Here is a 24474-nt window from a genome sequence, read left to right as displayed (position 1 = left end):
GACCCTGCAAAATTTTTCGAAGCCGTTGTTGACAGAACGCAGACTGCTGCTTAGCTATACCTCGTTATCACTCACAAGGGTTGAGTGCTAACGGCTGCACCCCTCGCCCGGAGGGGGTGGCTTGGAAGAGTAACTTTGAGCCTTAAGGAGCTGCAAAGATGGCATTGAAACCGCTTCATGACCGTGTGCTGGTAAAGCGTACAGAAAGCGAAGAGAAAACCGCCGGCGGGTTGATCATCCCTGATTCCGCCAAAGAAAAGCCTTCCGAAGGTGAAGTCGTTGCCGTGGGCACCGGCGCACGCAAAGACAACGGCGAGTTGATCGAAATGGCCGTCGCACCCGGCGACAAAATCCTGTTCGGCAAATGGTCCGGCACAGAGGTCACCGTCGACGGCGAAGAAATGCTGATGATGAAAGAAAGCGACATCATGGGGATCATCGCGTAAGCCACCCGGCTTGCCGACCCTTTGAAGACGCTCACATCAATCCAAGATTTTAGGAGAAGACAACATGGCTGCTAAGGACGTCAAATTTGACACCGATGCCCGCAACCGGATGCTCAAGGGTGTAAACATCCTTGCCGACGCGGTGAAAGTCACACTCGGCCCCAAAGGCCGGAACGTGGTTCTGGACAAATCCTTCGGCGCACCGCGCATCACCAAAGACGGTGTATCCGTGGCGAAGGAAATCGAACTCGAAGACAAGTTCGAAAATATGGGCGCACAGATGGTCAAGGAAGTTGCTTCCCGGACCAACGACGAAGCAGGCGACGGCACCACCACCGCGACTGTTTTGGCCCAAGCCATCGTCAAAGAAGGCATGAAATCGGTTGCCGCTGGCATGAACCCGATGGACCTGAAGCGCGGTATCGATCTGGCAACTGCCACGGTCGTCGAAGCGATCAAAGCCGCTGCCCGTGACGTATCCGACAGCGACGAAGTCGCACAGGTCGGCACCATCTCCGCCAATGGCGAAAAAGAGATCGGCCGTCAGATCGCAGACGCGATGCAGAAAGTCGGCAACGAGGGTGTCATCACCGTCGAAGAGAACAAAGGTCTGGAAACAGAGACCGATGTCGTCGAAGGCATGCAGTTCGACCGTGGCTACCTGAGCCCCTATTTCGTCACCAACTCCGACAAGATGACTGTCGAGCTGGAAGACGCGATCATCCTGCTGCACGAGAAGAAACTGTCGAGCCTTCAGCCGATGGTTCCGTTGCTTGAGCAAGTGATCCAGTCCCAGAAACCGCTTTTGATCATCGCCGAAGACGTTGAGGGCGAAGCCCTGGCGACACTCGTCGTGAACAAACTGCGTGGCGGCCTGAAGATTGCTGCTGTGAAGGCACCGGGCTTCGGCGACCGTCGCAAAGCTATGCTGCAGGACCTCGCGGTTCTGACCGGTGGTCAGGTGATCTCCGAAGACCTCGGCATGAAGCTTGAGTCCGTGACCATGGACATGCTGGGTTCTGCCAAGAAAGTTGCGATCACCAAAGACGAGACCACTGTCGTTGACGGCGCTGGCGAGAAAGCCGAGATCGAAGCACGTGTTGCGCAGATCCGTAACCAGATCGAAGAAACCACCTCCGACTACGACCGTGAGAAGCTGCAAGAGCGCGTTGCCAAACTGGCAGGCGGTGTTGCCGTTATCCGCGTCGGCGGCATGACCGAAGTCGAAGTGAAAGAGCGCAAAGACCGCGTTGACGACGCTCTGAACGCGACACGTGCCGCTGTTCAAGAAGGTATCGTTGTAGGCGGCGGTGTTGCTCTGGTTCAGGCGGGCAAAAAGCTCGAAGGCCTGACAGGTGACAATAACGATCAGAACGTCGGTATCTCCATCGTGCGCAAAGCACTGGAAGCACCGCTGCGTCAGATCGCTGAGAACGCTGGCGTGGACGGTTCGGTTGTTGCCGGCAAAATCCGCGAAAGCGACGACCTGAAGTTCGGCTTCAACGCTCAGACCGAAGAATATGGCGACATGTTCAAGTTCGGCGTTATCGACCCTGCCAAAGTTGTCCGCACAGCTCTGCAAGACGCAGCGTCCATCGCTGGTCTGCTGATCACCACCGAGGCGATGGTTGCTGACCGTCCGTCCAAAGAAGGTGCCGGCGGCGGCATGCCCGACATGGGCGGCATGGGCGGCATGGGCGGCATGATGTAAGCCAGCCCAATTGGCTCAAGACCCGGAGGCGCGCCAGAAATGGCGCGCCTCTTTCCGTTCAGGGCGAGGGATTTGCTGACCCCGCGTTATAATCAGCGCCCTTAACAGGGCAGTTCTACAATCCGGGCGTAGGCGTTCAACATGTCGAGCGCGTTTGCAAAGGTCTCTGACGGGTTTTCTTTTACAATATAGCCCGCGACATTCTTGCTATAGGCTGACTGAACGTCTGTGGGCATATCGGAGGTGGTAAAGACGAAAACCACCATTCGTTCCAAGGCTGGATCGGCGCGGACAACTTCCAAGAATTCAAGCCCGCCCATACGCGGCATGTTGAGATCAAGCGTGATGATATAGGGCGGCAATCGCCCATGCCGTTTTATCTCCTCCGCCAGAAACTCCAGCGCATGTTGACCGTCGTGGCAGACCGCCGTTTCGTTCACGATTTTCAGCTTGCGCATCGCCCGTTGCATAGCCATCACGCTGACTTTGTCGTCATCAACAATGAGAAATTTCGCGGCAGTCGTTTTCATCCAGCGGTCCTTTGAAACTTGCATCATGCCGCCGCCGCGAAAGGCGGAGCAGGACTTTGCGATGGCGGTGCCTGAGGCAGTTCGACAACAAAGGCAGAACCACGGCCTTTGTCCGGGTTTGATATCAAGCTGACTTTACCTTTTTGATGGATTGCCAGCTTACTTACGATTGCAAGGCCAAGACCGCTCCCTTCAACTTCATCACGGGATTTAAGGGTTTGGAACAACTCAAATATTGTTTTCTGATGGCGCAGTTCAATTCCAGGCCCATCATCCTGCACAGTTAAGACCAAGCGGTCGCTGATGACCTTGGCATTGACATGAATTGTCCCGTGGCCACGGTCATGATGCTTGATCGCGTTTGAGATGAGGTTTCCGAGAATTTGTTGCAACGGCGAGAGTTGCACGTCTATTGGCCGGTCGATGCCGCTAAATGTGATCTTGAACCGACCATTGGTATCGATGAAGCGTGCTTGGTCGGCCACCAGTTGCCCAATATTGACCGGCTCGGGAATAGGGTAATCTTGGCCAGCACGGGCATAGTCCAACAAATCGTTCAGCAGTCGATTCAGACGATCAATACGCTGTTGAGCCATCAGTAAATATTCGCGACTTTCTTCGCTGAGGGCGTTTTCATCGTCCTCCAGCACCCAGAGGCTTAATTCATGCACCGCGCGCAGGGGAGAGCGCAAATCATGCGCGGCCACATAGGCGAACTTCTCGAGCTCAATGTTGGAGCGGCGCAGTTCCTCTGCCGTACGGCGGAACACTAGCAAAGCGCGGGCCATCTCACCTAGTTCATCGCGCCCGCGAACGGTAATCGGATGATCAAGGTCACCTTTAGCGATGGCTGTGACGGAATTGGTTAACTTTTGGATGCGACGGTTGAATTGTCGCTCAATCACCAATCCGTTGATCAATACGATGGCGATAAGGGCAAAGGTCACGGTAAGACACACAATCCAAATGACCCGGTGGATTGTAGTGCTTAGGTTGTCCGTCGCGCGATCTACAAATTGCAGAGTGCTCTGCGTTAGGTCTGAAGACAGGTTAGATAGCTCGACAATCATGGGTAGATGTTCTGCTTGCAACGTCCTGAAACTATCACGAAATCGTAAACGTGCTGCTGTTTGTGCAAAAAAGCCATTCAGGGGGTCGTATAGGTCGTCGCGCAGCGCGGCGATTTGGCGTGCCAACGATTGCCGCGCGTCCACGTCAGCAATGTGAGGGAGACGGGTAATGGCACCTTGCAGATGCTCGTTTACCAAGAGCTTTGCGCGGTCGAGCAGAAGCGGTTTGTCTTGCAGGCCCTGGGTGATGATAATGTTGATAAGAGCGTCAAGACTCAGGCGGACATCATTTAGATTAAGGGCATTTAGCATAATATCAGGAAAGCCTGAGCTAGGCTTCGCGAGGGTGCTATTGGCCGGAGGACCATTTACACCCACTTCGCTCAAGAGTGCATTGGTCCCCGTTGAAAGTTGATAAGCAAGGTCATCAATAATTAGATGGCTTTGTTCCTGAACTTGCTCTGCACGATCAAGGGTCGCTGCGATTTGGGTATCGGCAAGTCGCATCTCCCGATGGCTCAAAAGCGTTGCGGCAGTAGTGCGCCGCAACATTTGTAATTGTCCCTCGAACCGTACCACGAGTGGCGGGGCTATTCCCAAATCCTTCAGGTCATCCAGCCGGTCGATGACCTCATCAATCTTTATGGCCAGCTCTTTTTCAAGGGAACCGGGAGAAACCGCGGCATCTGCTTGGATTAGCTGTTCCACAAGGAGGAATGCTCCGTTTAATGAACGCTCGATGCGTTGTGAGAGAGCCAACATCGGCACAGCTGATTGGCTAAGATGAGCTTGGCTAGTGAGCACGGACCGCATTTGCGCTGTGGCGGCTAATCCTGCTGCGCCGATAATCGCGGCCACCAGAAGGAGCCCCAGCCTTAGTCGGGTGCTAATTCGGCTGACAAAAAGCTGGAGCAATCGCCAAAGAGGATGCGTCGTAACCATGCCAAATGAATAGTCGGCAGCGATTAATGCAATGTTAATAGCTGCCGACCTAAAACCAATTCCACAGCAGCAGATAGTTATTGGAGCCAGCGGTGAGTTGGAGGGGTACGATGTGCTAAGTGGAAGCGGGCTCACGAGGAGAAAGATGGCTTTGGGTCTGGGAGCCGGACTGGGGGCGATGGTAGCTGCGCCAGCATTCGGTAGCGTGGCAATTGATGTGCAGGTGGCTGCAAAGGCGCGTAAGTTGGCGGATAGAAGTCGCCCTCTTTCAGTGCTTTTGCCGGAAGGGTCGCGTGCAAATCTTGGACCGGTTGCCGCAGCTTTCACGGCCAAAACCGGGGTCAAAGTTACCTTGCAAGAGGTGCATATTGACCAGATTAACGCCGAATTAATGTTGAATAGCGTATTGGGTGAAGCGAAATATGACGTCGCCCTACCTGCTACTTTCGGCTTGGCTGACCTTGTTGCGGCGGGCGCGATCCACCCCTTGGACGATTATGCCGCGCGTTACGAGCCCACGGGATTTCGCAATGCTATGCTCTATCAAGAGGGCGATAGATTTGATGGTCAGACTTATGGGTTCCAAACTGACGGCGACGCATATGTAATGTTTTACCATCGCGAAATGCTGCATGATCTCGATTTGCGGGCACGCTATGCAGATCGCTTTGGTTATTCTCTTACCACGCCAGATACTTGGGAGGAGTTGGATCGGCAGATTCGGTTTTTTCATGCGCCAGCGTCTGGCCGCTATGGCGGGTTGTTGTTTCGGACACCCGGCTACCTCGCATGGGAATGGTGGGTTCGGCTTCATGCGAAAGGTTACTGGCCATTTTCGCCCGATATGACACCGCAAATCGCGGAGGAGGCGGGCATAACGGCTTTGGAGGATCTGATTGCGATTACAGATTGTCTCGTTCCCGAAACGTCCAGTCTGGGGTTGTTCGAAAATTGGTCGCGATATGCGAAGGGCGATGTGTATTGCAACATTGGCTGGGGCGGCACGCAGAAATACCTGAATTCTCCACAATCACCGATGCGGGGGCGGATGGTGCATGGCCCCACGCCGGGCGGGAAAGTAGGAAATGAATTGCTGCCGACTCCCTATTTTAATTGGGGGTGGAGCTTTGTTGTGAGCACGGCGTCGACCCAGAAGGAGCTTGGTTACTTATTTTCTCTTTTTGCGGTCACACCAGCTATGTCGACGCTCGCTGTCCGGCAAACGGACGGATTTTTCGATCCTTACCGTGAAGAACACTACAGCAATCCGGGGGTGCAAGATGCCTATTCGGAGCCATTCTTAAAGGTGCAGCGCGCTACGCTTGAGGGGGCCATTCCTGATCTCTATCTCAAAGGGCAATCAGAGTATTTCCAAACATTGGGGAGAGGGTTGGACAGGGCTCTGCACGGGGACGTGACGCCGCAGGTGGCCTTAACCCGAGTGGCCCAACAGTGGGAGGTTATTACAAGCCGGGCAGGGCGTGAGAGTCAGGTTAAGAGATGGAGCCAACTGCGTAGTAGATACCCGCCAGAGGCGCGCCGTTTGCTGCGTGATATCGCATAACGCACGTATTACGCAGGATGATAGACGGACCGCATATGCACCTTATTTGATGTCGGAACTCAGGTTTTCCACGATAAACGGTTCCGCCTATGGCCCAGCTGCCGCAGGATGCAAGGTCAGGTGCAGGGGAACTTTTCTACCTTTTGATACACGAACTGCAGTTCTATTCGAGCGCTATTGGAACTGCCCGAGTGGACTACCGAAGACACCGAAGTATCCGGGATAAAGCTAGGTGCATCAGTGTCTGATTCGATTAATCTAGTGATCACGACCCCGCTAGATTGTCAGAGCAGGGCAATTGCGGGCTTGGCGCAAACTGCTATCGAGGCTAAGCGAAGGGCTATGCAGCTTTTCCTTCTCTCCGCCCTCACCATGTGCGCCTTTGCGGCCAATTCCATTCTAACGAGAATGGCGATTGATTGGGGGCATATTGATCCCGCGGGATTTGCTCTTGTCCGGGTCGGTGCGGGCGCCATCGTACTGGCGGTCTTGGTCGCGCTGCGGGGCGGACGGTTGCCGCTGTTGCGGCGCAACCGGATCGGCGGAGCGCTAAGCTTGGCTGTCTATATGATCGGTTTCAGTCTTGCTTACATGACGCTGGATGCTGGATTGGGTGCCCTTATTTTGTTTGGTGTAGTGCAGATCACCATGTTCACATACGCCGCGCTTGCTGGTGCGACACCAACAAAACGGCAGATAACAGGCGCGGTAGCGGCCTTTGCTGGGTTGGTGATCGTTCTCTGGCCGGACGGGCAGAGTTCAACGGATATCATTGGTGCCGGGCTTATGGTGCTGGCCGGAATGGGGTGGGCGGCCTATACGATCATTGGTCGCACATCGGGCGATCCTTTGGCTGCGACTTCGGCCAACTTTCTTCTTTGCCTACCTTTTATGCTTATTTTGCCTGCGTTTGCAGGCGGGCATTTCACCGCGACTGGCATGTTAATGGCTGCGCTCTGCGGCGGGGTGACTTCGGGCCTTGGTTACGCTTTGTGGTATGCGGTGTTGACCCGGCTTGATGGCGCTACGGCTGCAGTTGCGCAACTCAGTGTGCCGATTATCGCCATCCTTGCTGGCTCTCTGCTTTTGGGAGAACCTCTCAGTCTTACCCTGCTTCTGGCGACTGCGTTGGTCTTGGGCGGGATTGCTTGGGCGCTCAGCGCAAAATCGGCTCCAACGGGTCATAGGTAATCGCCGCATCTGCGGGAGCGAAAGCAACCGGACCAAGGCTGTCAGGCTTATGCGGTATCTGCGCCATTTCGGCGTGGGTTACCCATTGATGGCGGGTGACAATGGCCTCGCGATCCTGCCAGTCGGGGGCGATTTCGGCTGGGCCGAGTAGGTGACAGCGAAAATATATATCGACTTGATGAAAATCGCCTTCGGGGTCGTGAAATTCATTCACCAGACAAGGAGCCCCTACGGAGATATCCAAACCGGTCTCTTCAAAAACCTCGCGCCGCAGATTGTCGGGCAGGGAGGCACCGGCCTCTACTCCACCACCGGGGGCGCACATCAGACCGAGCCGGTTGTCGGCGTAAGCGTTCACCAGCAGGAGTCGGCCTTCGTGCAGCAGTATTGCGCGGGCAGCCAATCGGGGGCAGGGGCGGGGCATCGGCATACTTTCGTAAGGTAACGCGCCAAGACCATTTCACAGTCCCGGCAATCAGTCTATCTGAAGGGCATGATGAAACGTCTCTCCTTAATAATTGCCGCCTTTTGGTCGGCGCTGCCGATACCTGTCGCCGCCGAACCCATCGCCGGTCGTTGTGTGGTGCTGTTGCACGGATTGGCCCGGACCGAGGCGTCTTTCGCCGTGATGGAGGCTGCATTGGCCGCCGAGGGCTACCGTGTGGTGCGCCCCGGCTACCCTTCGACCGAGGCCAATATCGCCGAGCTGACCAAGCAAACCCTGCCGCGTGCGGTGGCCGCCTGTGGCGCGGGGCGGATCGACTTTGTGACGCATTCCATGGGGGGCATTTTGCTTCGCGAATGGGTGGCAGAGGCGGGCGCCGATCGGGTGCGGCGCGTGGTGATGCTAGGCCCGCCGAACCACGGCAGTGAAGTGGTTGATGAGCTGGTGGAAAATCCCGCATTTGAATGGCTTAACGGCCCAGCCGGGGCCGAGATTGGTACGGGGGATGAAGCCTTACCGAACCAATTGCCGCCCGTACCGTTCGAATTGGGAGTGATCGCCGGATCACAGTCGTTGAATCCCTATTTCTCAAGCCTTTTGCCGGGGCCGGATGATGGTAAGGTTTCTGTCGCTTCGACCCGTGTGGCGGGGATGAAAGAGCATATCGTACTGCCGGTGACCCATACATTCATGATGAACAACCCGCGCGTGATTGCGCAGACCATGGCGTTTCTAAGAACGGGCAGTTTCGACCGTTCTATGACGTTTATGGATGGGGTTCTTGAAGCTATCGGCTGCCCTGATGGGGGATGCTTGCCGGGGTTGGGGGATGACAATGCCAAACCTTGATCTGATCGGGGCCGAGGTTCTGCACGCCGAGGGGTTGAGCCGCACGCCGCTTTCATTCGCCGAAGGGCATATCACCCAACGCTCGGCGGGACGGCAGGTTGACCTGACCGGTTTCCAAGTGCTGCCGGGGATCGTTGATCTGCATGGCGATGCGTTTGAACGGCATTTGGCACCGCGGCGGGGGGCGATGAAACAACTCTCCGAAGGGCTGGTATCAGCAGAGGCAGAACTGGCGGCCAACGGAATCACCACGGCTGTGTTGGCGCAGTTCGTAAGCTGGGAAGGCGGGCTGCGCGGGTCTGAATTTGCCAATCAGGTCTTCAACGGTATTCGTGATACGGCCCCCGAACTGGTCACTGATGTTCGTCCGCAACTGCGGTTCGAGACGCATATGCTCGATCTTTATCAGGATCTGCCACAACGGATGGCCGAATGGGGCGTAGGCTATATCGTTTTCAACGATCACCTTCCTCATGATCGGCTGGCGCAGGGCAAACTGCCCAAGCGGCTGGTTGGGCAGGCTCTCAAGGCGGGGCGCAGCCCCGAGACGCATTTGGCACAGATGCAGGACATGCACGCGCGGCGCGAAGAAGTCCCGGCGGCGCTTGATGCGCTTTGCGCAGAACTGTCGCAGCGTGGGATTCGCATGGGTAGCCATGACGATCAAACGCCTGAGCAGCGGGCAGAATGGCGTGCGCGTGGTGTCAGCTTGGCCGAATTCCCCGAAACGCAAGAAGCCGCAGAGGCGGCGCATGCGGCAGGGGATGCAGTGATCATGGGCGCGCCGAACGTGGTGCGCGGCGCCTCGCATAACGGCAATCTTTCGGCGCTTGATTTGATCAGTATGGGGCTGTGCCATGCGCTGGCCTCAGACTATCATTACCCATCCCCGCGGCGTGCGGCGCTTATGCTGGCGCAGAGTGGGCTTTTGGATTTAGCAGGCGCTTGGGCACTTGTATCCTCTGGCCCCGCGCAGGTGCTGGGGCTGACAGATCGCGGCACGCTAATGCCGGGCAAACGTGCCGATATTGTGATCCTCGACAAAGCCACAGGTCGCGTCGCCGCGACATTCGCGGCAGGGCGGGTCAGCTATATGTCAGGGGCGATCGCAGAGCGTTTCGCCGCCTGATCGATCAGTCGCGGGTGATGCGGTTGACATGGCCCATTTTACGGCCCGATTTAACCTCGGCCTTTCCGTAGAGGTGGATCGCCGTATCGCGCGCGCGGGCAAGCTCCGGCACTTGATCCATATCGTCGCCAATCAGGTTGGTCATCACCACATCCGAATGGCGCGCCCCGTCACCCAAAGGCCACCCAGCCACGGCGCGGACGTGTTGCTCGAACTGGTCGATGGCGCAGCCGTTCTGGGTCCAATGGCCTGAGTTATGCACCCGCGGCGCGATCTCGTTCACGATCAGGCCCTGCGGGGTGACGAACAATTCGACCCCCATGACGCCGACATAATCAAGCGCGTTCAAGACCCGACCGGCAAGCAGAACCGCATCGGTACGCTGTGCATTGCTGATCTTTGCGGGGACGGTGGTCGTGTGCAGGATGCCATCCCGGTGGACGTTCTCACCGGGGTCGAAACAAGCCACTTCGCCCGTCGCGCTGCGCGCGGCGATAACGGAGATTTCGACGCTGAAGTTAACGAACCCTTCGAGCACGGACGGCGCGCCGTTCATTTCGGCCCATGCGGCGTCAAGATCGGCATCGTCTTTCAGCCGTGCTTGGCCTTTGCCGTCATAGCCGAAACGGCGGGTCTTGAGGATCGCGGGCGTGCCGATCTGCGCCACGGCGGCTTTCAACGTTGCAGCGTCAGTGACATCGGCAAAGGGGGCCACCTTCAGGCCGAGGTCGCCGAGGAAGGTTTTCTCGGTCAGTCGGTCCTGCGAAATCCGCAGCGCTTCGCGGCCCGGGCGGATCGGGGTGATTGCCTCAACCACGTCCAGCGCCTCGGTGGGGATGTTCTCAAACTCGAAGGTCACGATGTCACAGGCGCGGGCGAAAGCCTCCAGCGCTTTGTGGTCGTCATAACCTGCGGTGGTCACCGCATGGGCCACATCGGCAGCGGGCGGGTTGGCACCCGGCTCAAAGATATGGGTCCGAAAGCCTAGCCGCGCTGCGGCGACCGAGAGCATCCGGCCCAATTGGCCGCCGCCCAGAATGCCGATGGTGGCGCCGGTTTGCAGTGGCTCAGTCATGCGGCACCTCGGGGATCGAGGCGCTCAGCGCGTCGCGCCAATCGTCCAACCGCTTGGCCAGTTCCGCGTCCTGCAAGGCGAGGATGCCCGCCGCCATCAAGGCCGCATTGGCGGCACCTGCCGATCCGATGGCCATGGTTGCCACCGGGAAGCCGCGTGGCATTTGCAGGATGGAATAAAGCGAATCCACCCCCGATAGCGCTTTGGTCTGCACCGGCACGCCGATAACCGGCACGCGGGTTTTTGAGGCCATCATGCCCGGCAAATGCGCCGCCCCGCCTGCGCCCGCGATGATCACTTGCAAACCCCGGTCAACTGCCGTTTTGCCATAGTCCCACAGCCGGTCCGGCGTGCGATGGGCGGACACGATGCGCGCCTCAAAGGGGATGTAAAGCTCTTCCAGCAGGGTCGCTGCTTCGCGCATGGTGGCCCAGTCGGACTGGGACCCCATGATGATGCCAACCGGGGGAGTGGTCATTGCTGAGGGCCTTCTCTTGGTGGATCAGAGCGCGCACTATACCCATCCCGGCCCATGTGGCAACGGCGATTGCCGTGGGCCATAGGGATAATGGGTTAGGCGATAATGTCGGGGGTCAGGCGGTCTTCGATCTGGGCGATAAGATCCTTGAGCCGCAGCTTGCGCTTTTTCAGCCGCTGCAGGGTCAATTGATCGCCAGTTCCTTTTTCAACAAGAGCGTGGATGGCGTCATCCAGATCGCGATGTTCCCGTCGGAAGACCTCAAGCTCAACACGCAGCACTTCATCCGTTTTCATCGACAGATCTGTAGGGGCATTCATGGGTAGGTGATTCCGTTGGGCATCTGAACCTTGAATATAAGCGCTTGAGATCATTTGGCATAGCCCTTGCGCCCCTGCTTAAGCCCCCCCATATTCAATGCAACGGGTTGCCGGTTGCGGGGCCTGTGAAACACTGTCGCTTGACCTGATAAGGACGTGTCGCATGACGAAATTAACGCTTGCCTCTTACCCGCATATGCTTGGGTTTGAACAATTGGAACGGGTGCTGGAACGCAGCGCCAAGGCCGGAAACGAAGGTTATCCGCCGTTCAATATCGAACAAACATCTGACTACAGCTATCGGATCACACTTGCCGTGGCTGGTTTTTCGGAACAGGATCTGTCGATAACAGTTGAGGATAGACAGCTCGTGATCCGTGGGCGTCAGTCTGACGATGGCGAAGACCGGGTGTTCTTGCACCGTGGGATCGCTGCGCGACAGTTTCAGCGCTCGTTCGTACTGGCCGATGGGGTCGATGTGGGCGAAGCCGTTATGGAGAATGGTCTGCTGCATGTCGACCTGACCCGCGCCAAGCCTGAAACAGTGGTTCAAACCATCAAGATCAAGAAGGGGTAATATCATGCAAAACGCAATCACCCACGGGAATGACCGTATGGTCTATGTCAAAACGATCGCTGTCGCTGATCTGCCGCGCGAAGTGCGCGATCAGGCAGAGGGGCTGGAGCTTCTTTATGCGGTCCACGACGCCGAAGGGCAGCAGCTGGCGCTGGTTGGCGATCAAAAGCTTGCGTTCTCTTTGGCACGTGAACATGACTATCGGCCAGTCATGGTGCATTGACGCCATAAGGCATGGCCATAGTCAGAGCCCAAAGCAAGGTCGCAGTTCGCTGCGGCCTTTATTACTGGGAGCGGGCTTATGAAATTTAATTTCGACTCAAGTGAATGCTTTTATCGTATCGGTTGGCGGTGTCATGGCGGCCTATCACCGGACGGGTAATTTGTTTAAAAGCCAAGTTTTCATTTTTGAAATGACCTGACCCCGAAATGCAAAACGCAGCCCCATAGGGCTGCGTTGTCGTTTCAAAGGACAGGGCGGTTTATCCCGTGATCAGCCCCATGTTCTCAAGCTTGAGCAGTACCTGATGCGCGCAGTTGTCGACGTCGACGTTTTCGGTCTCCAGCACCAGTTCGGCATTCTGCGGTACATCGTAGGGATCGGAGATGCCGGTGAACTCTTTGATCTTGCCTTCACGCGCCAGTTTGTAGAGCCCCTTGCGGTCACGGCGTTCACATTCCTCGATAGAGGTCGCGACATGCACTTCGACAAAGGCACCAAAGCTTTCCACATCTTCCCGCACGGCGCGGCGGGTGGCGGCATAGGGCGCGATCGGCGCGCAGATGGCGATGCCGCCATTCTTGGTGATCTCAGATGCCACATAGCCGATGCGGCGGATGTTCAGATCGCGGTGCTCTTTCGAGAAGCCCAGCTCAGATGAAAGGTTTTTGCGGACGATGTCGCCATCCAGCAGTGTCACAGGGCGGCCGCCCATCTCCATCAGCTTGACCATCAATGCGTTAGCAATTGTGGATTTGCCAGAGCCGGAGAAGCCGGTGAAGAAGACGGTGAAACCCTGCTGGCTGCGCGGCGGTTTGGTGCGGCGCAGTTCCTTGACCACTTCGGGGAAGGAGAACCACTCAGGGATTTCCAGACCTTCCTGCAAACGACGGCGCAATTCGGTACCCGAGATGTTCAGGATGGTCACGTCATCTTTGTCTTCAATCTCATCCATGGCCTCATATTGGGCGCGTTCCTGCACCCAGACCATATGTTTGAAATCGACCATTTCGATGCCCATTTCCTCCTGATGCGCGCGGAACAGGTCCTGCGCGTCATAGGGGCCATAGAAATCTTCGCCATTGGAGTTCTTACCGGGGCCAGCGTGGTCGCGGCCGACGATGAAATGAGTGCAGCCGTGGTTCTTGCGGATCAGCCCGTGCCAAACGGCCTCACGCGGGCCGGCCATGCGCATGGCGAGGTTCAGCAGCGACATGGAGGTGGTGGCGGCAGGGTATTTGTCAAGCACCGCTTCATAGCAGCGCACGCGGGTGAAGTGATCGACATCGCCGGGTTTGGTCATGCCGACAACGGGATGGATCAGCAGGTTGGCCTGTGCCTCACGGGCGGCACGGAAGGTGAGTTCCTGATGCGCGCGGTGCAACGGGTTGCGGGTTTGGAAGGCCACGACGCGGCGCCAGCCCAACTTGCGGAAATAGGCGCGCAACTCGTTGGGGGTGTCGCGGCGGCCGCGGAAATCGTAATGCACAGGCTGCTGGATGCCGGTCACCGGGCCGCCAAGATAGACGTTGCCCGCTTGGTTGTGCAGGTAGTTCACCGCCGGATGCGCATCGTCATCGGCGCCGAAAACCTTTTCGGCCTCGCGTGCTTTGTTAGGGGTCCAGCGGTCCGTGACGGTCATGGTCGCAAGGATCACGCCCTCTTGGTCGCGGAGGGCGATATCCTGACCCAGTTCGAGGCTTTCGGCAAAGGCATCGCCTACATCGAGGTTAATCGGCATCGGCCAGAGGCTGCCATCGGCCAGCCGCATGTTTTCAACGACACCATCGTAATCTTCCTCGGTCAGGAAGCCTTTGAGCGGGTTGAAACCGCCGTTCATCAACAGCTCAAGATCGCAAATTTGACGCGGGGTCAGGTCAAGGCTGACCAAATTGCCAGCTTCTACCTTCAGTTTTTGTGCGGACTCATAGGAGACATAGAGTTCTGGAATAGGAGCAAGATTACTGGACATTATATCTATCACTTTTCATCAGGTGGCAGGCGGCTTTAGTTGGTCTGCCATAGCTTTAAAGTGCAATAATTGTCTACAGAACCGGGCGTTGATGGTTCGTTAAAGGCGAAAATCCCATAATATTGAGATTGGCCATCATCAGGTTTGGAGCGTGCGGCGGAATCCAGAATGATATCCGCCGCACGGGTTTAAGCGTTAAACCTCTTCCTTCACCTCAGCCCCATAGCCAAGCGGAAGAGAGGTATCTTTGCCTTCGTCATCGCCCACTTCGGCAAGGAAACGCTCGGCTTCGAGGGCGGCCATGCAGCCCATGCCCGCGCTGGTTACAGCCTGACGATATTTATGGTCAGTCAGATCGCCCGCGGCAAAGACGCCGGGGATCGAGGTTTCTGTGCTGTCGGGCTTGGTCACGACATATCCGCCCATGTGGGTCTCAAGCGTGTCTTTAACCAACTCGTTAGACGGCGCATGACCGATCGCCACAAAGACGCCTTTGGCGGGAATATCTGTGATCTCGCCAGTTTTGACGTGTTTCACCTTCACACCTTCGACACCCAGCGGGCTGTCGGTGCCATAAACTTCGTCGAGCTGGTGGAACCACAGCGGTTCGATCTTGGGGTTCTTCATCAAGCGGTCGATCAAAATCTTTTCGGCCCGCAGTTCATCGCGACGGTGGATCAAGGTCACTTTAGAAGCAAAGTTGGTCAGGAACAGCGCCTCTTCCACGGCGGTATTGCCGCCGCCGATAACCACAATCTCTTGGCCGCGATAGAAGAACCCATCGCAAGTGGCACAGGCCGAGACGCCGAACCCTTTGAACTTTTCCTCGCTCTCCAGCCCGAGCCATTTGGCCCGCGCGCCAGTGGCAAGGATCACCGCGTCGGCCACATAGGTCGTACCGCTGTCGCCTTTGGCGTGAAAGGGGCGGCTGGAAAGGTCAAGATCGGTGATAATGTCGCCGATGATCTCAGTGCCCATCGCTTTGGCGTGCTCCTGCATGCGGATCATCAGATCGGGGCCTTGAACTTCGCTGTCGCCCGGCCAGTTTTCGACCTCGGTCGTGGTGGTCAGCTGGCCGCCGGGCTCAATCCCTTGCACGAGGATCGGCTCCAACATGGCCCGGCTCGCGTAGACGCCAGCGGTATAGCCCGCAGGGCCGGAGCCGATGATCAGTACCTTGGTTTTACGTGTATCGGCCATCTGGCGCCCCCGGGCTGTCATTGATATTGCCCGCTTCATATAGCGATGGGGAGGGCGCCGTTAAACCCCTGCTGTCGTCTGCGTACATTACGATTATATGAGCAGCGAGACCGATCTGACGGGTGTGCCCGGCAAAGAATATTGCGCTTGTGTGAAACTTTATTGCGTGCAGCCTGTGGGCTGCTATAAGAATCGAAAATTCACTGAGGATGATATGGCGGGTACACGACTAGATCCGATCGACCGGATGATCTTGGCCGAACTGCAATCGGATGGCCGGATGACGAATGTCGAACTGGCCAAACGTGTTGGCATCTCTGCGCCACCCTGTTTGCGTCGGGTCCGCACGTTGGAAGAGCAGGGCTATATCAAAGGCTATCACGCCGATGTTGACGCGCGCGAACTGGGGTTTGAAGTGCAGGTTTTCGCCATGGTCGGCCTTGCCAGTCAGGCTGAGGTCGATCTGAGCGCGTTTGAAGAGAAATGTCGCAGTTGGCCGCTGGTGCGCGAGTGCCATATGCTTAACGGCGAAGTTGATTTCATCCTGAAATGTGTCGCCCCCGACCTGTCGAGCTTTCAAAGCTTCCTTACCGGGCAATTGCTGACCACGCCCAATGTGGAAAGCGTTAAGACCAGCCTCGTGATCCGTGGTGCCAAGGATGATCCCGGTGTACCCTTCGACGTGCTCGAAGCGCGGCTGTCGACGGCGCCTTAACTTAATCCCGCCTTCTTAATCATCTGCCTCTTTAATCGATGGTGCTTTCGTCTGGCCTTCCGGGCGCACGGGGATGGGCCAGCGGGCCGAAATCCGTGCCATGACCAATTTGCGGAAACATTGATAGAAACTGTTCCCGCAGGCTGTGCGGGGCGTCTCGCAGCGCCTGCGCGCCGGGGTGGAATGTCTCCATCTCCAGACCGCTCGCTTTGATCACCGCATGGCGGGACAGGCAGATATGGAACAGGCGCACCGGGGTCGGGGGGGCTACCTCGATCACGTTCACCCCATCCACGAACGCGCGTACCGGCGCAAGAAGCCGAGTACCACCCGCCTCCGCCCGAAGGTGGTGCGGTGTGTGCAGCACCCGTGCTGCGGGGCCGACGGTGAGAAATGAACTGGGCCGCCCTTCTCCGAAACTGTCGGGCATTATGCGGATAAGAGGCAACCGCCGCCCGGTGTCAGCAGGGACGAAATTACTCGACCCGATCCAAATCAACTGCGCAGGTTCACCCGAAGAGGTGTTGATCATATCGCCGGGCTGAAGGTCTTCGATGGCGATGTCGCCATGCACGGTCTGAATCAAAGTCCCCCGGGCAAAGGCTGCGAATGCGGCTTCGAACAGGGGCAAGACGGGCGCGTTATCCTGACCGATATAGAGCGAACCATCGGCGCGCAGTGCGGCAACTTCGTAGTTGCGCGTTGCTGTGACGGTGGGGTTGCCTGAGTCTTTGGCGGCGGTCGGTGTCATGCAAAACCTCTTGTCGGTCCGTCGCGCCTGGCTTTGCCCGCATCCATGTCGCGGACGTAACACAGTGCAAGTTAACGCGATCCTAAGATCAATGCGCCATGTTCACCATGCATTGTCAAAGTATCCAGAACATTGCTGCGGCATTCTGCGCCAATTTCTGCTGAAACCGACAGTCTGTTTCCCAACACGGTTCGTGCTTGCCACATTTACACGAAAACGCCCCCCGGCACGAATCAACGTACCGAGGGGGCGATCAGTCGCACCGGGCGCCGTGGCGCTGGCGATGCAGGGGAGAAACCTATCAGGCGGTTTTGCGAACCGGTTCGGCACTTGTGCGCTTGGCGATAAAGGCAGCACGCCGCGCGCCCCGGGCCCAAGGCATGACGGTGTCAGACTTTGCGGCGGTCTCGACGACGGACTTGATGAAACGCGGGTTCTTTTTCATGGCTCTGTTCCTCTCGGGTCACGCAGGCATCGTTGCTTGAGTTCACTATCGCAGGGCAATCGGGCCGGTTTTTGACGGCGAAAGAGAAACTTGCGGAAAATCTTAGATAGGGCGCGCGGCAGTGTGGCACTCATGCCGTATTTTGAAATCTATTCAATTTCAGCGGCTTACAAAAATACCCGTCGACAATTCGCCAGTTATGCAGCGATTGTTTCGAGTGGTTCGATGCTAATGGGGCGTAAAACTGACGCGCTCTGCCCCAATCCCGCCCTGTTCAGAGCGTGATCGCCGCGAGCAAGCGGCCATAGTCCGCTTCCTTTGCATGGGTGGTGCGACGATATGAGTAGAATCGCCCCGGATCGGCATAGGTGCAGTGCCGCGTCCATTCTGCATGACCGACACCTGCCGCGCGCAAACGGTTCAGGCCAAAGCCCGGCAGGTCAAAATGCAGCCGGTCGCCTTCGCCCTGCGCAAAATAGCGGGCGAACTTGGGGTCGGCGTTCATGAAACTGTCTAGAAACTCCGGCCCAACCTCATAGGCGCGTTGGCTAATGGAGGGGCCGATGACGGCCGTGATCTTTTCACGCTTGGCACCCAGATCGACCATCGCGTCAACGGTCGCCTCAAGTATCCCATCAAGCGCGCCGCGCCAGCCAGCATGGGCCGCACCGACAACACCGGCTTGCGCATCGGCAAAGAGCACTGGCTGGCAATCCGCGGTCAGAATCGAGAGCGCGATGCCTGGCGTCTTGGTCACCAACGCATCAGCGCGGGGCTTATCATCATAAGGTTCTGTCACCGTAACGACGCTGGCGGAATGCACCTGATGCACCCCCACCAGATGATCCGCAGGCAGACCCATCGCTTCGGCGGCGCGGGCGCGGTTGATGCGCACGATCTCAGATTGGTCAGAACTGCCACTACCACAATTCAACCCGGCAAAGACCCCAGATGACGCACCGCCGCGTCGGGTGAAAAAACCATGTCGCAGGGGGGCAAGCGCATCTGAGGTGAGAATTTCGAGTGTCATGCTTCTGTTCCAGGGGGCGGGGTCTGCCCCTTCGGATAGAGCCCCATCACTTTAAACAGGTTTCCCATTTCCGCCGGGTGCGTCAACCGTCGATGTGCGGCAATGTGGCTGTTAAGCGCCTCTCCGTTCAGCGGTTCGGCTAATTTCTGCGCGCGGGCCGTGATGCCCAAACGCTCTAGGAAAACTCCTTGGGTCACCACGCGGCTATAGCGGCATGGACATGCGCCCGCGAGCGCTTCGAAATCGACATGTGCGGTAATGTCTGCCTTGCCGGGGTTGGCCAGCGGCTCGGCGGGGGCGTGGTTCTCTAACGCTTGCAGCGTGTCGCCAAGCGCACGCCAATCGCCATAATCGATGATCAGCCCCGCGCCGCCGTGGCCTGCGATGCGGCGGCCGACCTCATTCATGACTTTCGTTGCCGGGGCGCATAGTTCGACCAAATCACCGTCTTTGGTATCCTCCAGCCGATGCGCGAGGGCTGGCTGTGGCGCCACCGGAGCAAGGCCAAATGTAAGCTCAGCATCCGTAGCCCCGATGCGCCGCTCTGCCCAGCCTGCGCCATGGCGGATGAATTGGCGGATTGGCAGCACGTCGAAGAATTCGTTTGCGATAAGAAAGAGAGGCGCATCGGGCAGTTCGGCCACGGTATCAAGGTGCGTGACCTCATGGCCGACCAATGTCTCGCGTTGCACGTCTCGCAAGGCGGGGGAGGCTTCAATCAATGTTACCTGTGCGGCGGCCAGAAACCCTGGGACTTGCGCGCAGGCACGCAGCACATCGGCCATCAGTGTGCCGCGCCCCGGCCCAAGTTCGGCCAGCGTGAAGGGCGCAGGCGCACCCTGATTCAGCCAGCTTTGCGCCAAGGAGAGGCCGATCAACTCGCCAAACATCTGGCTGATCTCAGGCGCGGTTATAAAGTCGCCCTGCGCGCCAAAGGGTGCGCATGTCGTGTAGTAGCCCCAGTCGGGGTGCAGCAGGCAGGACTGCATATAGTCGTCTACCCTCATCGGCCCTTCCAGCGCGATCCGCGCCAGCAGATGATCCTTCAGGCTCATGCCTGCCGCCGCGCCCGGATAATCACGAAGATACCAACGGCGATCATCGGCAGCGATAGGATTTGCCCCATGGTCAGCCCCCAGCCGCCGATATGCCACGCCAGCCCCAGCGGGTTGCCGGGGGTGACGAATTGCGCATCCGGTTGGCGCAGGAACTCAACCGCGAAGCGCGCCGCGCCATAGCCCGCAAGGAAGGTGCCGCCGATCAGCCCGGGCATCTTCAGCGCGCCACGTTTCCATGCCATCCAGATCAGCACACCGCCTAGCAGCAACCCTTCCAGCAATGCTTCGTAAAGTTGCGAGGGGTGGCGTGCGCAGATGCCCGCCACGTCGGGGCAGAACTGCGCCGCCTCACCGGGGAAGGCGACGCCCCAAGGCAGGTCGGTCGGGCGCCCCCAAAGCTCGGCGTTGATGAAATTCGCCAGCCGCCCCAGAAACAGGCCCGGTGCCAGCCCCAAGCAGACCATATCCCCGGTTGAAATTATGGGGATGCGGTGTTTCCATGTATAAAAAAGCCCCGCCAGAATGACCCCAAGCGCACCGCCGTGGAAAGACATGCCGCCTTCCCAAAGCTGCAAGATCGCGGCGGGGTTCGACAGGTAATAGGCTGGTTGATAAAACAGCACATATCCCAAGCGCCCGCCGAGGATCACGCCAAGGATGACCCAAAAGAGCAGGTCCTCGACCTGACCGGGCTTCATGACGGGCATGTCATTCCGCCACAGTTGCGGCCGTTTGACCGCCGCAGTGGCCACGCGCCAGCCCAGCAAAATGCCCACGATATAGGCCAGCGCATACCACCGCAGCGCGAAGGTGGCACCAAACAGGTTAACCGAAAAGATTTCCGGCGCGATATCGGGGAAGGGGAGCATGGCTATCATGTCGCTGATTGAGCAAGGCCGCGCGGGGAAGTCAACCTTGCGAGTAAGGGCTTCGCGCCCCATATAGAGGCTAACAAACCTCCGGAGGCCAGACATGCAGACCCGTAACAAGTTTTTCGACGACGTATCACAGATGATGACAAACGCGATGGGCGTGGCCCAAGGCGCTAAAGACGAGGCCGAGACTGCCATGAAAGGCATGCTTGACCGGTGGTTGGCCGATCGCGATTTCGTCACCCGTGAAGAATTTGACGCTGTGCGCGCCATGGCGCAGAAGGCCCGCGAAGAGAACGAAGTGCTTAAAACCCGGCTCGACAAGCTGGAAGCCAAGGGCTGAGCGCTCAACCACCCCAAAAATTGATCTGCTGCCCCTGCGTGGGGCGGTGATCCTTCCGCCAGCCAGACACCCAAATCTGGGCCGCGCGCAGCATACCCTTCCAAATTCTAGACGTTTTCCGCGACTTACCCACAAGTTATTGCGGTTATCCCCTATGATTTGTGGTTATCCCCAAGAAAAAGGTTGCCAGAATGGTCCGCTGGAAGCACCATATATTGTATAGGCGAGGTAAACCTACACGCCTATTTGTGCAGGCTTCCATGGCTGGTGGCGCCCCGGCCCTCCCCATGGAACAGATTGAGAGGTGGCGAAATGGCCCTGTCCGAGCATTACCTTGAAGAAGACATTCACCCCATTGATATCGTTGAAAATCTCGCAGCCCATCACGATTGGGATTTTGACCGCGTTGCGGATGATCAGATTGCCATGGCTGTCGAGGGGCAGTGGCGAACCTATTCCATCACGTTGGCATGGTCAGCCTATGACGAAACACTGCGCCTAATTTGCACCTTTGAGATGGAGCCGCCTGCCGAAAAACTGCCTCAGCTTTACGAATTGTTAAACCTCGTCAACGATCAATGCTGGGCTGGAGCCTTTAGCTTCTGGGCCGATCAGCAGTTGATGGTCTACCGTTACGGGTTGGTCTTGTCGGGCGGTCAGGTCGCGGGGCCAGAGCAGATCGACACGATGATCGGTGCCGCCGTCATGAGTGCGGAACGCTACTATCCCGCGTTGCAATTGCTGGTCTGGGGCGATCAAACCCCCAAGGCCGCGATGGATGTCGCCATTGCAGAGGCTTACGGCCGGGCGTAACAAAGTCCCCGAACAACTTCGGGGGATGACCATGAAAGACGGCAGAGTTGCACGTGATGGCCTAGTTTTGCTGGGCTGCGGCAAAATGGGATCGGCCATGTTGGAGGGCTGGCTGGCGAAGGGGCTGCCTGCAAGCTCGGTTTGGGTCGTGGACCCGAAGCCCTCCGATTGGCTGCAAGGCACCGGCGTGAACCTGAACGCCGATCTGCCTGCTGCGCTAGCGGTGGTGCTGGTGGCAGTTAAGCCCCAGATGATGGCGGACGCGCTGCCGACGCTTCAGGCGATGGGCAATGGTGAGACGCTTTTCGTCAGCGTCGCGGCGGGCACCACTATTGGCTATTTCGAAGGCGTCCTCGGAGCCGATACACCGATTGTGCGGGCCATGCCCAACACCCCTGCAGCCATTTCGCAAGGGATCACCGCCATTGTCGGCAACGCCAAGGCGGGCAGCCGGTCGTTGGATGAGGCCGAGACCCTCCTAAGCGCCGTGGGTGAAGTCGTCCGCCTTACCGAAGAGGCGCAGATCGACGCGGTCACTGGGGTCAGCGGTTCCGGCCCGGCCTATGTCTTTCACATGATCGAATGTATGGCCGCCGCCGGGGTGGCCCAAGGGTTGCCCGAGGCGTTGGCGATGCAATTGGCCAAGGCCACCGTGGCCGGGGCAGGGGCGTTGGCGATGCAAGCCGAAGAAGACCCGAGCCAGCTTCGCGTCAATGTGACCAGCCCAAATGGCACCACCCAAGCGGCGCTTGAGGTTTTGATGGATGAGGCTGAAGGCTTCCCGCCCTTGCTGAAACGCGCCGTGGCCGCCGCCGCAGACAGATCGCGGGAGCTGGCAAATGGCTGAGATCACTTTCGACGATTTCATGAAAGTTGACATTCGCGTTGGCACGGTCACCCGGGCCGAGGCCTTTCCCGAAGCGCGCAAACCGGCGATCAAACTCTGGGTCGATTTCGGCAGTGAGATAGGCGAGCGCAAAACTTCTGCTCAGATCACCGCCCATTACACACCTGAAGCGCTGGTGGGTCGGCAGGTTGTGGCCGTGGTCAATTTCCCGCCGCGCCAGATCGGGCCTTTCATGTCCGAGGTGCTGGTGCTTGGCCTACCGGATAAGGACGGTGAGATCGTGCTGTTGGCGCCAGATCAAAACGTGCCCGAAGGAGGGCGGATGCATTGAAAAAGATATTGATTGCCAGACCTTTGCCCAAGGAAGTCACCGAAGCTTTAAAGGGCTGCGAAGTGACGGTGCGCGAAGAAACCGCGCCGCTTTCGGGCGAAGAAATGCGCGCCGCGCTGCGCGACTATGACGGGGTGATGCCGACTTTGGGTGATGCCTTTTCAGCAGAGGTTTTCGCCGATGTGCCCGAGCCGCGTTGCAAGATCCTCGCCAATTTCGGCGTCGGCTATAACCACATCGACGCGGCAGCGGCCCGCGCGGCGGGGGTGGAGGTGACCAACACGCCCGGCGCCGTCACCGATGCCACGGCGGATGTCGCCATGACGCTGATGCTGATGTCCGCCCGCCGCGCCGCCGAAGGGGAGCGGTTGGTCCGCTCGGGCGCGTGGGAAGGGTGGCACCCGACTCAGATGCTGGGGTTGCACCTTACCGGCAAGCGGGTCGGCATCGTCGGCATGGGCCGGATCGGGCAGGCCATCGCGCGGCGGTGTCACTATGGATTCGAGATGCAGGTCAGTTATTTTAACCGCAGCGCGAAGGAGTTGGATTTCCCGGCCACCCGTGTCGAAAGCCTGACTGCGCTGGCCGAGGCTGTTGATGTGCTTGTCGTCGCCGTCCCCGGCGGCGGCGAGACACGGCATTTGATCGATGAGACCGTTCTGGGCGCGATGCAGCCCAATGCCCATCTGATCAACATCGCCCGCGGCGATGTGGTTCAGGAGGCCGCCTTGATCGAAGCTCTGCAAGCGGGGCGCATCGGCGGGGCGGGGCTGGATGTCTATGAGTTCGAGCCCCAAGTGCCGCAGGCGCTGCGCGATCTCGACAATGCTGTGCTGTTGCCGCACCTCGGCACGGCGGCGCATCAGGTTCGTGTCGATATGGGGCTGATGGCGGTGGCCAATCTACAAGCCTTCGTCGACGGAAGCACCCCGCCGAACCGGGTTTAGCCATCGCCCACGGCGGCGCGCCAGTGTTTGCGGCAGAGCGAGACATAGGTCTCGTTCCCGCCGATCTGCACCTGCGCGCCGTCGCGCATGGCCTGCCCTTCGGCATCGCGGCGCACGACCATCGTGGCCTTTTTCCCGCAATGGCAGATGGTGCGCACTTCGCGCATCTCATCGGCCAGCGCCAGCAGGGTGGCGGAGCCGGGGAAAAGCTCACCGCGAAAATCGACCCGCAGCCCAAAGCACATGATCGGCACGCCCAGATCATCCACCGCGCGGGCCAGTTGCCAGACCTGTTCAACCTCCAGAAACTGCGCCTCGTCGACGAAGATACAGGCGCAGGGGCCTTGCTCTAACCGGCTTTCGATCTTGGCCAGAAGGTCCTCACCGGGGCCGAAAGTGTCGGCCTCTTGGCCTATGCCGATGCGCGATGCGATGCGCCCTTCGCCCGCGCGGTTGTCGAACTGCGCAGTCAGCAGATAGGGCACCATGCCGCGCTCCACATAGTTGTGTGCCGCCTGCAGCAGCACCGTGGATTTGCCAGCGTTCATGGTGGAGTAATTGAAGTAAAGCTTTGCCATGGGCAGGGTGTTACGCCGCCCATGA

At 58.2% G+C, this 24474-nt stretch carries 28 protein-coding genes; 14 read left to right on the top strand and 14 right to left on the bottom strand.

The window, feature by feature from the left end; translation table 11 throughout:
* Nucleotides 1-158: 158 nt before the first annotated feature.
* Together groES and groL are read left to right on the top strand one after the other, a co-directional pair.
* The gene (groES, locus tag ACSQ16_RS16135; RefSeq protein ID WP_067267338.1) at nt 159-446 is read left to right on the top strand and encodes a co-chaperone GroES; all 288 of its coding nucleotides are present in this window, start codon (nt 159-161) and stop codon (nt 444-446) included.
* 64 nt (nt 447-510) lie between these two features.
* The gene (gene groL / locus ACSQ16_RS16130) at nt 511-2157 is read left to right on the top strand and encodes a chaperonin GroEL (RefSeq protein WP_093926996.1); all 1647 of its coding nucleotides are present in this window, start codon (nt 511-513) and stop codon (nt 2155-2157) included.
* 101 nt (nt 2158-2258) lie between these two features.
* Here groL and ACSQ16_RS16125 read toward each other — a convergent pair whose 3' ends face one another.
* Together ACSQ16_RS16125 and ACSQ16_RS16120 are read right to left on the bottom strand one after the other, a co-directional pair.
* Nucleotides 2259-2687 (bottom strand): response regulator, encoded by a 429-nt coding sequence (locus tag ACSQ16_RS16125; protein ID WP_093926995.1) that lies wholly within the window; start codon nt 2685-2687, stop codon nt 2259-2261.
* A 23-nt stretch (nt 2688-2710) separates the two neighbouring features.
* Nucleotides 2711-4615 carry a sensor histidine kinase gene (locus ACSQ16_RS16120; RefSeq protein WP_243262361.1) on the bottom strand — a complete coding sequence of 635 codons (1905 nt, stop codon included), beginning with the start codon at nt 4613-4615 and terminating at the stop codon, nt 2711-2713.
* A 229-nt stretch (nt 4616-4844) separates the two neighbouring features.
* On the opposite strand from ACSQ16_RS16120, the gene ACSQ16_RS16115 reads away from it, so the two are divergent.
* A complete protein-coding gene (locus ACSQ16_RS16115) occupies nt 4845-6263 on the top strand; it encodes an extracellular solute-binding protein (RefSeq protein ID WP_243262363.1) in 1419 nt (472 codons plus the stop codon).
* Between the two features lie 342 nt (nt 6264-6605).
* Nucleotides 6606-7454, top strand: a complete 849-nt coding sequence (locus tag ACSQ16_RS16110; RefSeq protein WP_243262365.1) for a DMT family transporter — start codon at nt 6606-6608, stop codon at nt 7452-7454.
* On the opposite strand, the gene ACSQ16_RS16105 is transcribed toward ACSQ16_RS16110, so the two are convergent.
* Nucleotides 7420-7884 carry an NUDIX domain-containing protein gene (locus tag ACSQ16_RS16105; protein ID WP_093926992.1) on the bottom strand — a complete coding sequence of 155 codons (465 nt, stop codon included), beginning with the start codon at nt 7882-7884 and terminating at the stop codon, nt 7420-7422. The genes ACSQ16_RS16110 and ACSQ16_RS16105 overlap by 35 nt on opposite strands.
* A gap of 63 nt (nt 7885-7947) precedes the next feature.
* Between ACSQ16_RS16105 and ACSQ16_RS16100 the strand changes: the two genes are divergently transcribed.
* Both ACSQ16_RS16100 and ACSQ16_RS16095 read left to right on the top strand, forming a co-directional pair.
* On the top strand, nt 7948-8748 hold the full coding sequence (locus ACSQ16_RS16100; RefSeq protein WP_093926991.1) for an alpha/beta fold hydrolase: 801 nt from the start codon (nt 7948-7950) through the stop codon (nt 8746-8748).
* On the top strand, nt 8729-9877 hold the full coding sequence (locus tag ACSQ16_RS16095) for an alpha-D-ribose 1-methylphosphonate 5-triphosphate diphosphatase (RefSeq protein WP_243262366.1): 1149 nt from the start codon (nt 8729-8731) through the stop codon (nt 9875-9877). Before ACSQ16_RS16100 ends, ACSQ16_RS16095 begins: the two co-directional genes overlap by 20 nt.
* A gap of 4 nt (nt 9878-9881) precedes the next feature.
* Here ACSQ16_RS16095 and ACSQ16_RS16090 read toward each other — a convergent pair whose 3' ends face one another.
* From ACSQ16_RS16090 to ACSQ16_RS16080, 3 genes are all read right to left on the bottom strand, one after another.
* Nucleotides 9882-10952 (bottom strand): 5-(carboxyamino)imidazole ribonucleotide synthase, encoded by a 1071-nt coding sequence (locus ACSQ16_RS16090; RefSeq protein WP_243262367.1) that lies wholly within the window; start codon nt 10950-10952, stop codon nt 9882-9884.
* The gene (gene purE / locus ACSQ16_RS16085; protein WP_243262368.1) at nt 10945-11430 is read right to left on the bottom strand and encodes a 5-(carboxyamino)imidazole ribonucleotide mutase; all 486 of its coding nucleotides are present in this window, start codon (nt 11428-11430) and stop codon (nt 10945-10947) included. The genes ACSQ16_RS16090 and purE overlap by 8 nt, the downstream gene beginning before the upstream one ends.
* A 95-nt stretch (nt 11431-11525) precedes the next feature.
* Entirely contained in the window at nt 11526-11750 is a 225-nt protein-coding gene (locus tag ACSQ16_RS16080; RefSeq protein ID WP_007119020.1) for a YdcH family protein, read from the bottom strand.
* A gap of 163 nt (nt 11751-11913) precedes the next feature.
* Here ACSQ16_RS16080 and ACSQ16_RS16075 point away from each other — a divergent pair, with 163 nt between their 5' ends.
* Complete coding sequence (locus ACSQ16_RS16075; RefSeq protein WP_067267324.1) at nt 11914-12327, top strand: Hsp20 family protein; 414 nt, start codon at nt 11914-11916, stop codon at nt 12325-12327.
* A 4-nt stretch (nt 12328-12331) separates the two neighbouring features.
* Nucleotides 12332-12550: a DUF1150 family protein gene (locus ACSQ16_RS16070; RefSeq protein ID WP_093926988.1), complete on the top strand. Its 219-nt coding sequence runs from the start codon at nt 12332-12334 to the stop codon at nt 12548-12550.
* Between the two features lie 259 nt (nt 12551-12809).
* On the opposite strand, the gene ACSQ16_RS16065 is transcribed toward ACSQ16_RS16070, so the two are convergent.
* A complete protein-coding gene (locus ACSQ16_RS16065; RefSeq protein ID WP_243262369.1) occupies nt 12810-14519 on the bottom strand; it encodes a bifunctional sulfate adenylyltransferase/adenylylsulfate kinase in 1710 nt (569 codons plus the stop codon).
* A 195-nt stretch (nt 14520-14714) separates the two neighbouring features.
* Nucleotides 14715-15719 carry a thioredoxin-disulfide reductase gene (trxB, locus tag ACSQ16_RS16060; protein WP_093926987.1) on the bottom strand — a complete coding sequence of 335 codons (1005 nt, stop codon included), beginning with the start codon at nt 15717-15719 and terminating at the stop codon, nt 14715-14717.
* Nucleotides 15720-15933: 214 nt separating this feature from the next.
* Between trxB and ACSQ16_RS16055 the strand changes: the two genes are divergently transcribed.
* Nucleotides 15934-16434 carry an Lrp/AsnC family transcriptional regulator gene (locus ACSQ16_RS16055; protein WP_093927269.1) on the top strand — a complete coding sequence of 167 codons (501 nt, stop codon included), beginning with the start codon at nt 15934-15936 and terminating at the stop codon, nt 16432-16434.
* Nucleotides 16435-16465: 31 nt separating this feature from the next.
* Here the strand turns inward: ACSQ16_RS16055 and ACSQ16_RS16050 are convergent, their stop codons facing one another.
* From ACSQ16_RS16050 to lgt, 5 genes are all read right to left on the bottom strand, one after another.
* Entirely contained in the window at nt 16466-17185 is a 720-nt protein-coding gene (locus tag ACSQ16_RS16050) for a Hint domain-containing protein (RefSeq protein ID WP_243262370.1), read from the bottom strand.
* A gap of 301 nt (nt 17186-17486) precedes the next feature.
* Nucleotides 17487-17630, bottom strand: coding sequence for a hypothetical protein (locus ACSQ16_RS16045; protein ID WP_243262371.1), 144 nt, complete (start codon nt 17628-17630; stop codon nt 17487-17489).
* A 274-nt stretch (nt 17631-17904) separates the two neighbouring features.
* Nucleotides 17905-18660 carry a peptidoglycan editing factor PgeF gene (gene pgeF / locus ACSQ16_RS16040; RefSeq protein WP_243262372.1) on the bottom strand — a complete coding sequence of 252 codons (756 nt, stop codon included), beginning with the start codon at nt 18658-18660 and terminating at the stop codon, nt 17905-17907.
* Complete coding sequence (locus ACSQ16_RS16035; protein WP_243262373.1) at nt 18657-19715, bottom strand: class I SAM-dependent methyltransferase; 1059 nt, start codon at nt 19713-19715, stop codon at nt 18657-18659. Before ACSQ16_RS16035 ends, pgeF begins: the two co-directional genes overlap by 4 nt.
* The gene (gene lgt / locus ACSQ16_RS16030) at nt 19712-20596 is read right to left on the bottom strand and encodes a prolipoprotein diacylglyceryl transferase (RefSeq protein WP_243262374.1); all 885 of its coding nucleotides are present in this window, start codon (nt 20594-20596) and stop codon (nt 19712-19714) included. The genes ACSQ16_RS16035 and lgt overlap by 4 nt, the downstream gene beginning before the upstream one ends.
* A gap of 94 nt (nt 20597-20690) precedes the next feature.
* On the opposite strand from lgt, the gene ACSQ16_RS16025 reads away from it, so the two are divergent.
* From ACSQ16_RS16025 to ACSQ16_RS16005, 5 genes are all read left to right on the top strand, one after another.
* A complete protein-coding gene (locus ACSQ16_RS16025) occupies nt 20691-20933 on the top strand; it encodes an accessory factor UbiK family protein (protein WP_093926983.1) in 243 nt (80 codons plus the stop codon).
* Between the two features lie 312 nt (nt 20934-21245).
* Nucleotides 21246-21746 carry a YbjN domain-containing protein gene (locus ACSQ16_RS16020; RefSeq protein ID WP_093926982.1) on the top strand — a complete coding sequence of 167 codons (501 nt, stop codon included), beginning with the start codon at nt 21246-21248 and terminating at the stop codon, nt 21744-21746.
* Nucleotides 21747-21777: 31 nt separating this feature from the next.
* Entirely contained in the window at nt 21778-22593 is an 816-nt protein-coding gene (proC, locus tag ACSQ16_RS16015) for a pyrroline-5-carboxylate reductase (RefSeq protein ID WP_243262375.1), read from the top strand.
* The gene (locus ACSQ16_RS16010) at nt 22586-22924 is read left to right on the top strand and encodes a tRNA-binding protein (RefSeq protein WP_243262376.1); all 339 of its coding nucleotides are present in this window, start codon (nt 22586-22588) and stop codon (nt 22922-22924) included. The genes proC and ACSQ16_RS16010 overlap by 8 nt, the downstream gene beginning before the upstream one ends.
* Nucleotides 22921-23871, top strand: coding sequence for a 2-hydroxyacid dehydrogenase (locus ACSQ16_RS16005; RefSeq protein WP_243262378.1), 951 nt, complete (start codon nt 22921-22923; stop codon nt 23869-23871). Before ACSQ16_RS16010 ends, ACSQ16_RS16005 begins: the two co-directional genes overlap by 4 nt.
* Here the strand turns inward: ACSQ16_RS16005 and ACSQ16_RS16000 are convergent.
* A complete protein-coding gene (locus ACSQ16_RS16000; protein ID WP_093926978.1) occupies nt 23868-24449 on the bottom strand; it encodes a thymidine kinase in 582 nt (193 codons plus the stop codon). The two genes, ACSQ16_RS16005 and ACSQ16_RS16000, sit on opposite strands and share 4 nt — an antisense overlap.
* Nucleotides 24450-24474: the final 25 nt, after the last annotated feature.

Origin of the sequence: Sulfitobacter sp. SH24 (genome assembly GCF_965641895.1) — a bacterium.
GTDB classification, from domain to species: Bacteria; Pseudomonadota; Alphaproteobacteria; order Rhodobacterales; family Rhodobacteraceae; genus Sulfitobacter; species Sulfitobacter dubius.
This window is presented reverse-complemented; position numbering and strand designations above follow the sequence as displayed.

Coding starts and splice junctions, on each gene's coding strand:
- ACSQ16_RS16105 (WP_093926992.1), bottom strand. CDS start 7,884: ATGCCGATGCCCCGCCCCTGCCCCCGATTGGCTGCCCGCGCAATACTG.
- proC (WP_243262375.1), top strand. CDS start 21,778: ATGAAAGACGGCAGAGTTGCACGTGATGGCCTAGTTTTGCTGGGCTGC.
- ACSQ16_RS16035 (WP_243262373.1), bottom strand. CDS start 19,715: ATGAGCCTGAAGGATCATCTGCTGGCGCGGATCGCGCTGGAAGGGCCG.
- groES (WP_067267338.1), top strand. CDS start 159: ATGGCATTGAAACCGCTTCATGACCGTGTGCTGGTAAAGCGTACAGAA.
- lgt (WP_243262374.1), bottom strand. CDS start 20,596: ATGATAGCCATGCTCCCCTTCCCCGATATCGCGCCGGAAATCTTTTCG.
- ACSQ16_RS16100 (WP_093926991.1), top strand. CDS start 7,948: ATGATGAAACGTCTCTCCTTAATAATTGCCGCCTTTTGGTCGGCGCTG.
- purE (WP_243262368.1), bottom strand. CDS start 11,430: ATGACCACTCCCCCGGTTGGCATCATCATGGGGTCCCAGTCCGACTGG.
- ACSQ16_RS16110 (WP_243262365.1), top strand. CDS start 6,606: ATGCAGCTTTTCCTTCTCTCCGCCCTCACCATGTGCGCCTTTGCGGCC.
- ACSQ16_RS16025 (WP_093926983.1), top strand. CDS start 20,691: ATGCAGACCCGTAACAAGTTTTTCGACGACGTATCACAGATGATGACA.
- ACSQ16_RS16000 (WP_093926978.1), bottom strand. CDS start 24,449: ATGGCAAAGCTTTACTTCAATTACTCCACCATGAACGCTGGCAAATCC.
- ACSQ16_RS16115 (WP_243262363.1), top strand. CDS start 4,845: ATGGCTTTGGGTCTGGGAGCCGGACTGGGGGCGATGGTAGCTGCGCCA.
- ACSQ16_RS16095 (WP_243262366.1), top strand. CDS start 8,729: ATGACAATGCCAAACCTTGATCTGATCGGGGCCGAGGTTCTGCACGCC.
- ACSQ16_RS16090 (WP_243262367.1), bottom strand. CDS start 10,952: ATGACTGAGCCACTGCAAACCGGCGCCACCATCGGCATTCTGGGCGGC.
- ACSQ16_RS16075 (WP_067267324.1), top strand. CDS start 11,914: ATGACGAAATTAACGCTTGCCTCTTACCCGCATATGCTTGGGTTTGAA.
- ACSQ16_RS16010 (WP_243262376.1), top strand. CDS start 22,586: ATGGCTGAGATCACTTTCGACGATTTCATGAAAGTTGACATTCGCGTT.
- ACSQ16_RS16055 (WP_093927269.1), top strand. CDS start 15,934: ATGGCGGGTACACGACTAGATCCGATCGACCGGATGATCTTGGCCGAA.
- ACSQ16_RS16050 (WP_243262370.1), bottom strand. CDS start 17,185: ATGACACCGACCGCCGCCAAAGACTCAGGCAACCCCACCGTCACAGCA.
- trxB (WP_093926987.1), bottom strand. CDS start 15,719: ATGGCCGATACACGTAAAACCAAGGTACTGATCATCGGCTCCGGCCCT.
- ACSQ16_RS16065 (WP_243262369.1), bottom strand. CDS start 14,519: ATGTCCAGTAATCTTGCTCCTATTCCAGAACTCTATGTCTCCTATGAG.
- pgeF (WP_243262372.1), bottom strand. CDS start 18,660: ATGACACTCGAAATTCTCACCTCAGATGCGCTTGCCCCCCTGCGACAT.
- ACSQ16_RS16070 (WP_093926988.1), top strand. CDS start 12,332: ATGCAAAACGCAATCACCCACGGGAATGACCGTATGGTCTATGTCAAA.
- ACSQ16_RS16125 (WP_093926995.1), bottom strand. CDS start 2,687: ATGAAAACGACTGCCGCGAAATTTCTCATTGTTGATGACGACAAAGTC.
- ACSQ16_RS16045 (WP_243262371.1), bottom strand. CDS start 17,630: ATGAAAAAGAACCCGCGTTTCATCAAGTCCGTCGTCGAGACCGCCGCA.
- groL (WP_093926996.1), top strand. CDS start 511: ATGGCTGCTAAGGACGTCAAATTTGACACCGATGCCCGCAACCGGATG.
- ACSQ16_RS16080 (WP_007119020.1), bottom strand. CDS start 11,750: ATGAATGCCCCTACAGATCTGTCGATGAAAACGGATGAAGTGCTGCGT.
- ACSQ16_RS16020 (WP_093926982.1), top strand. CDS start 21,246: ATGGCCCTGTCCGAGCATTACCTTGAAGAAGACATTCACCCCATTGAT.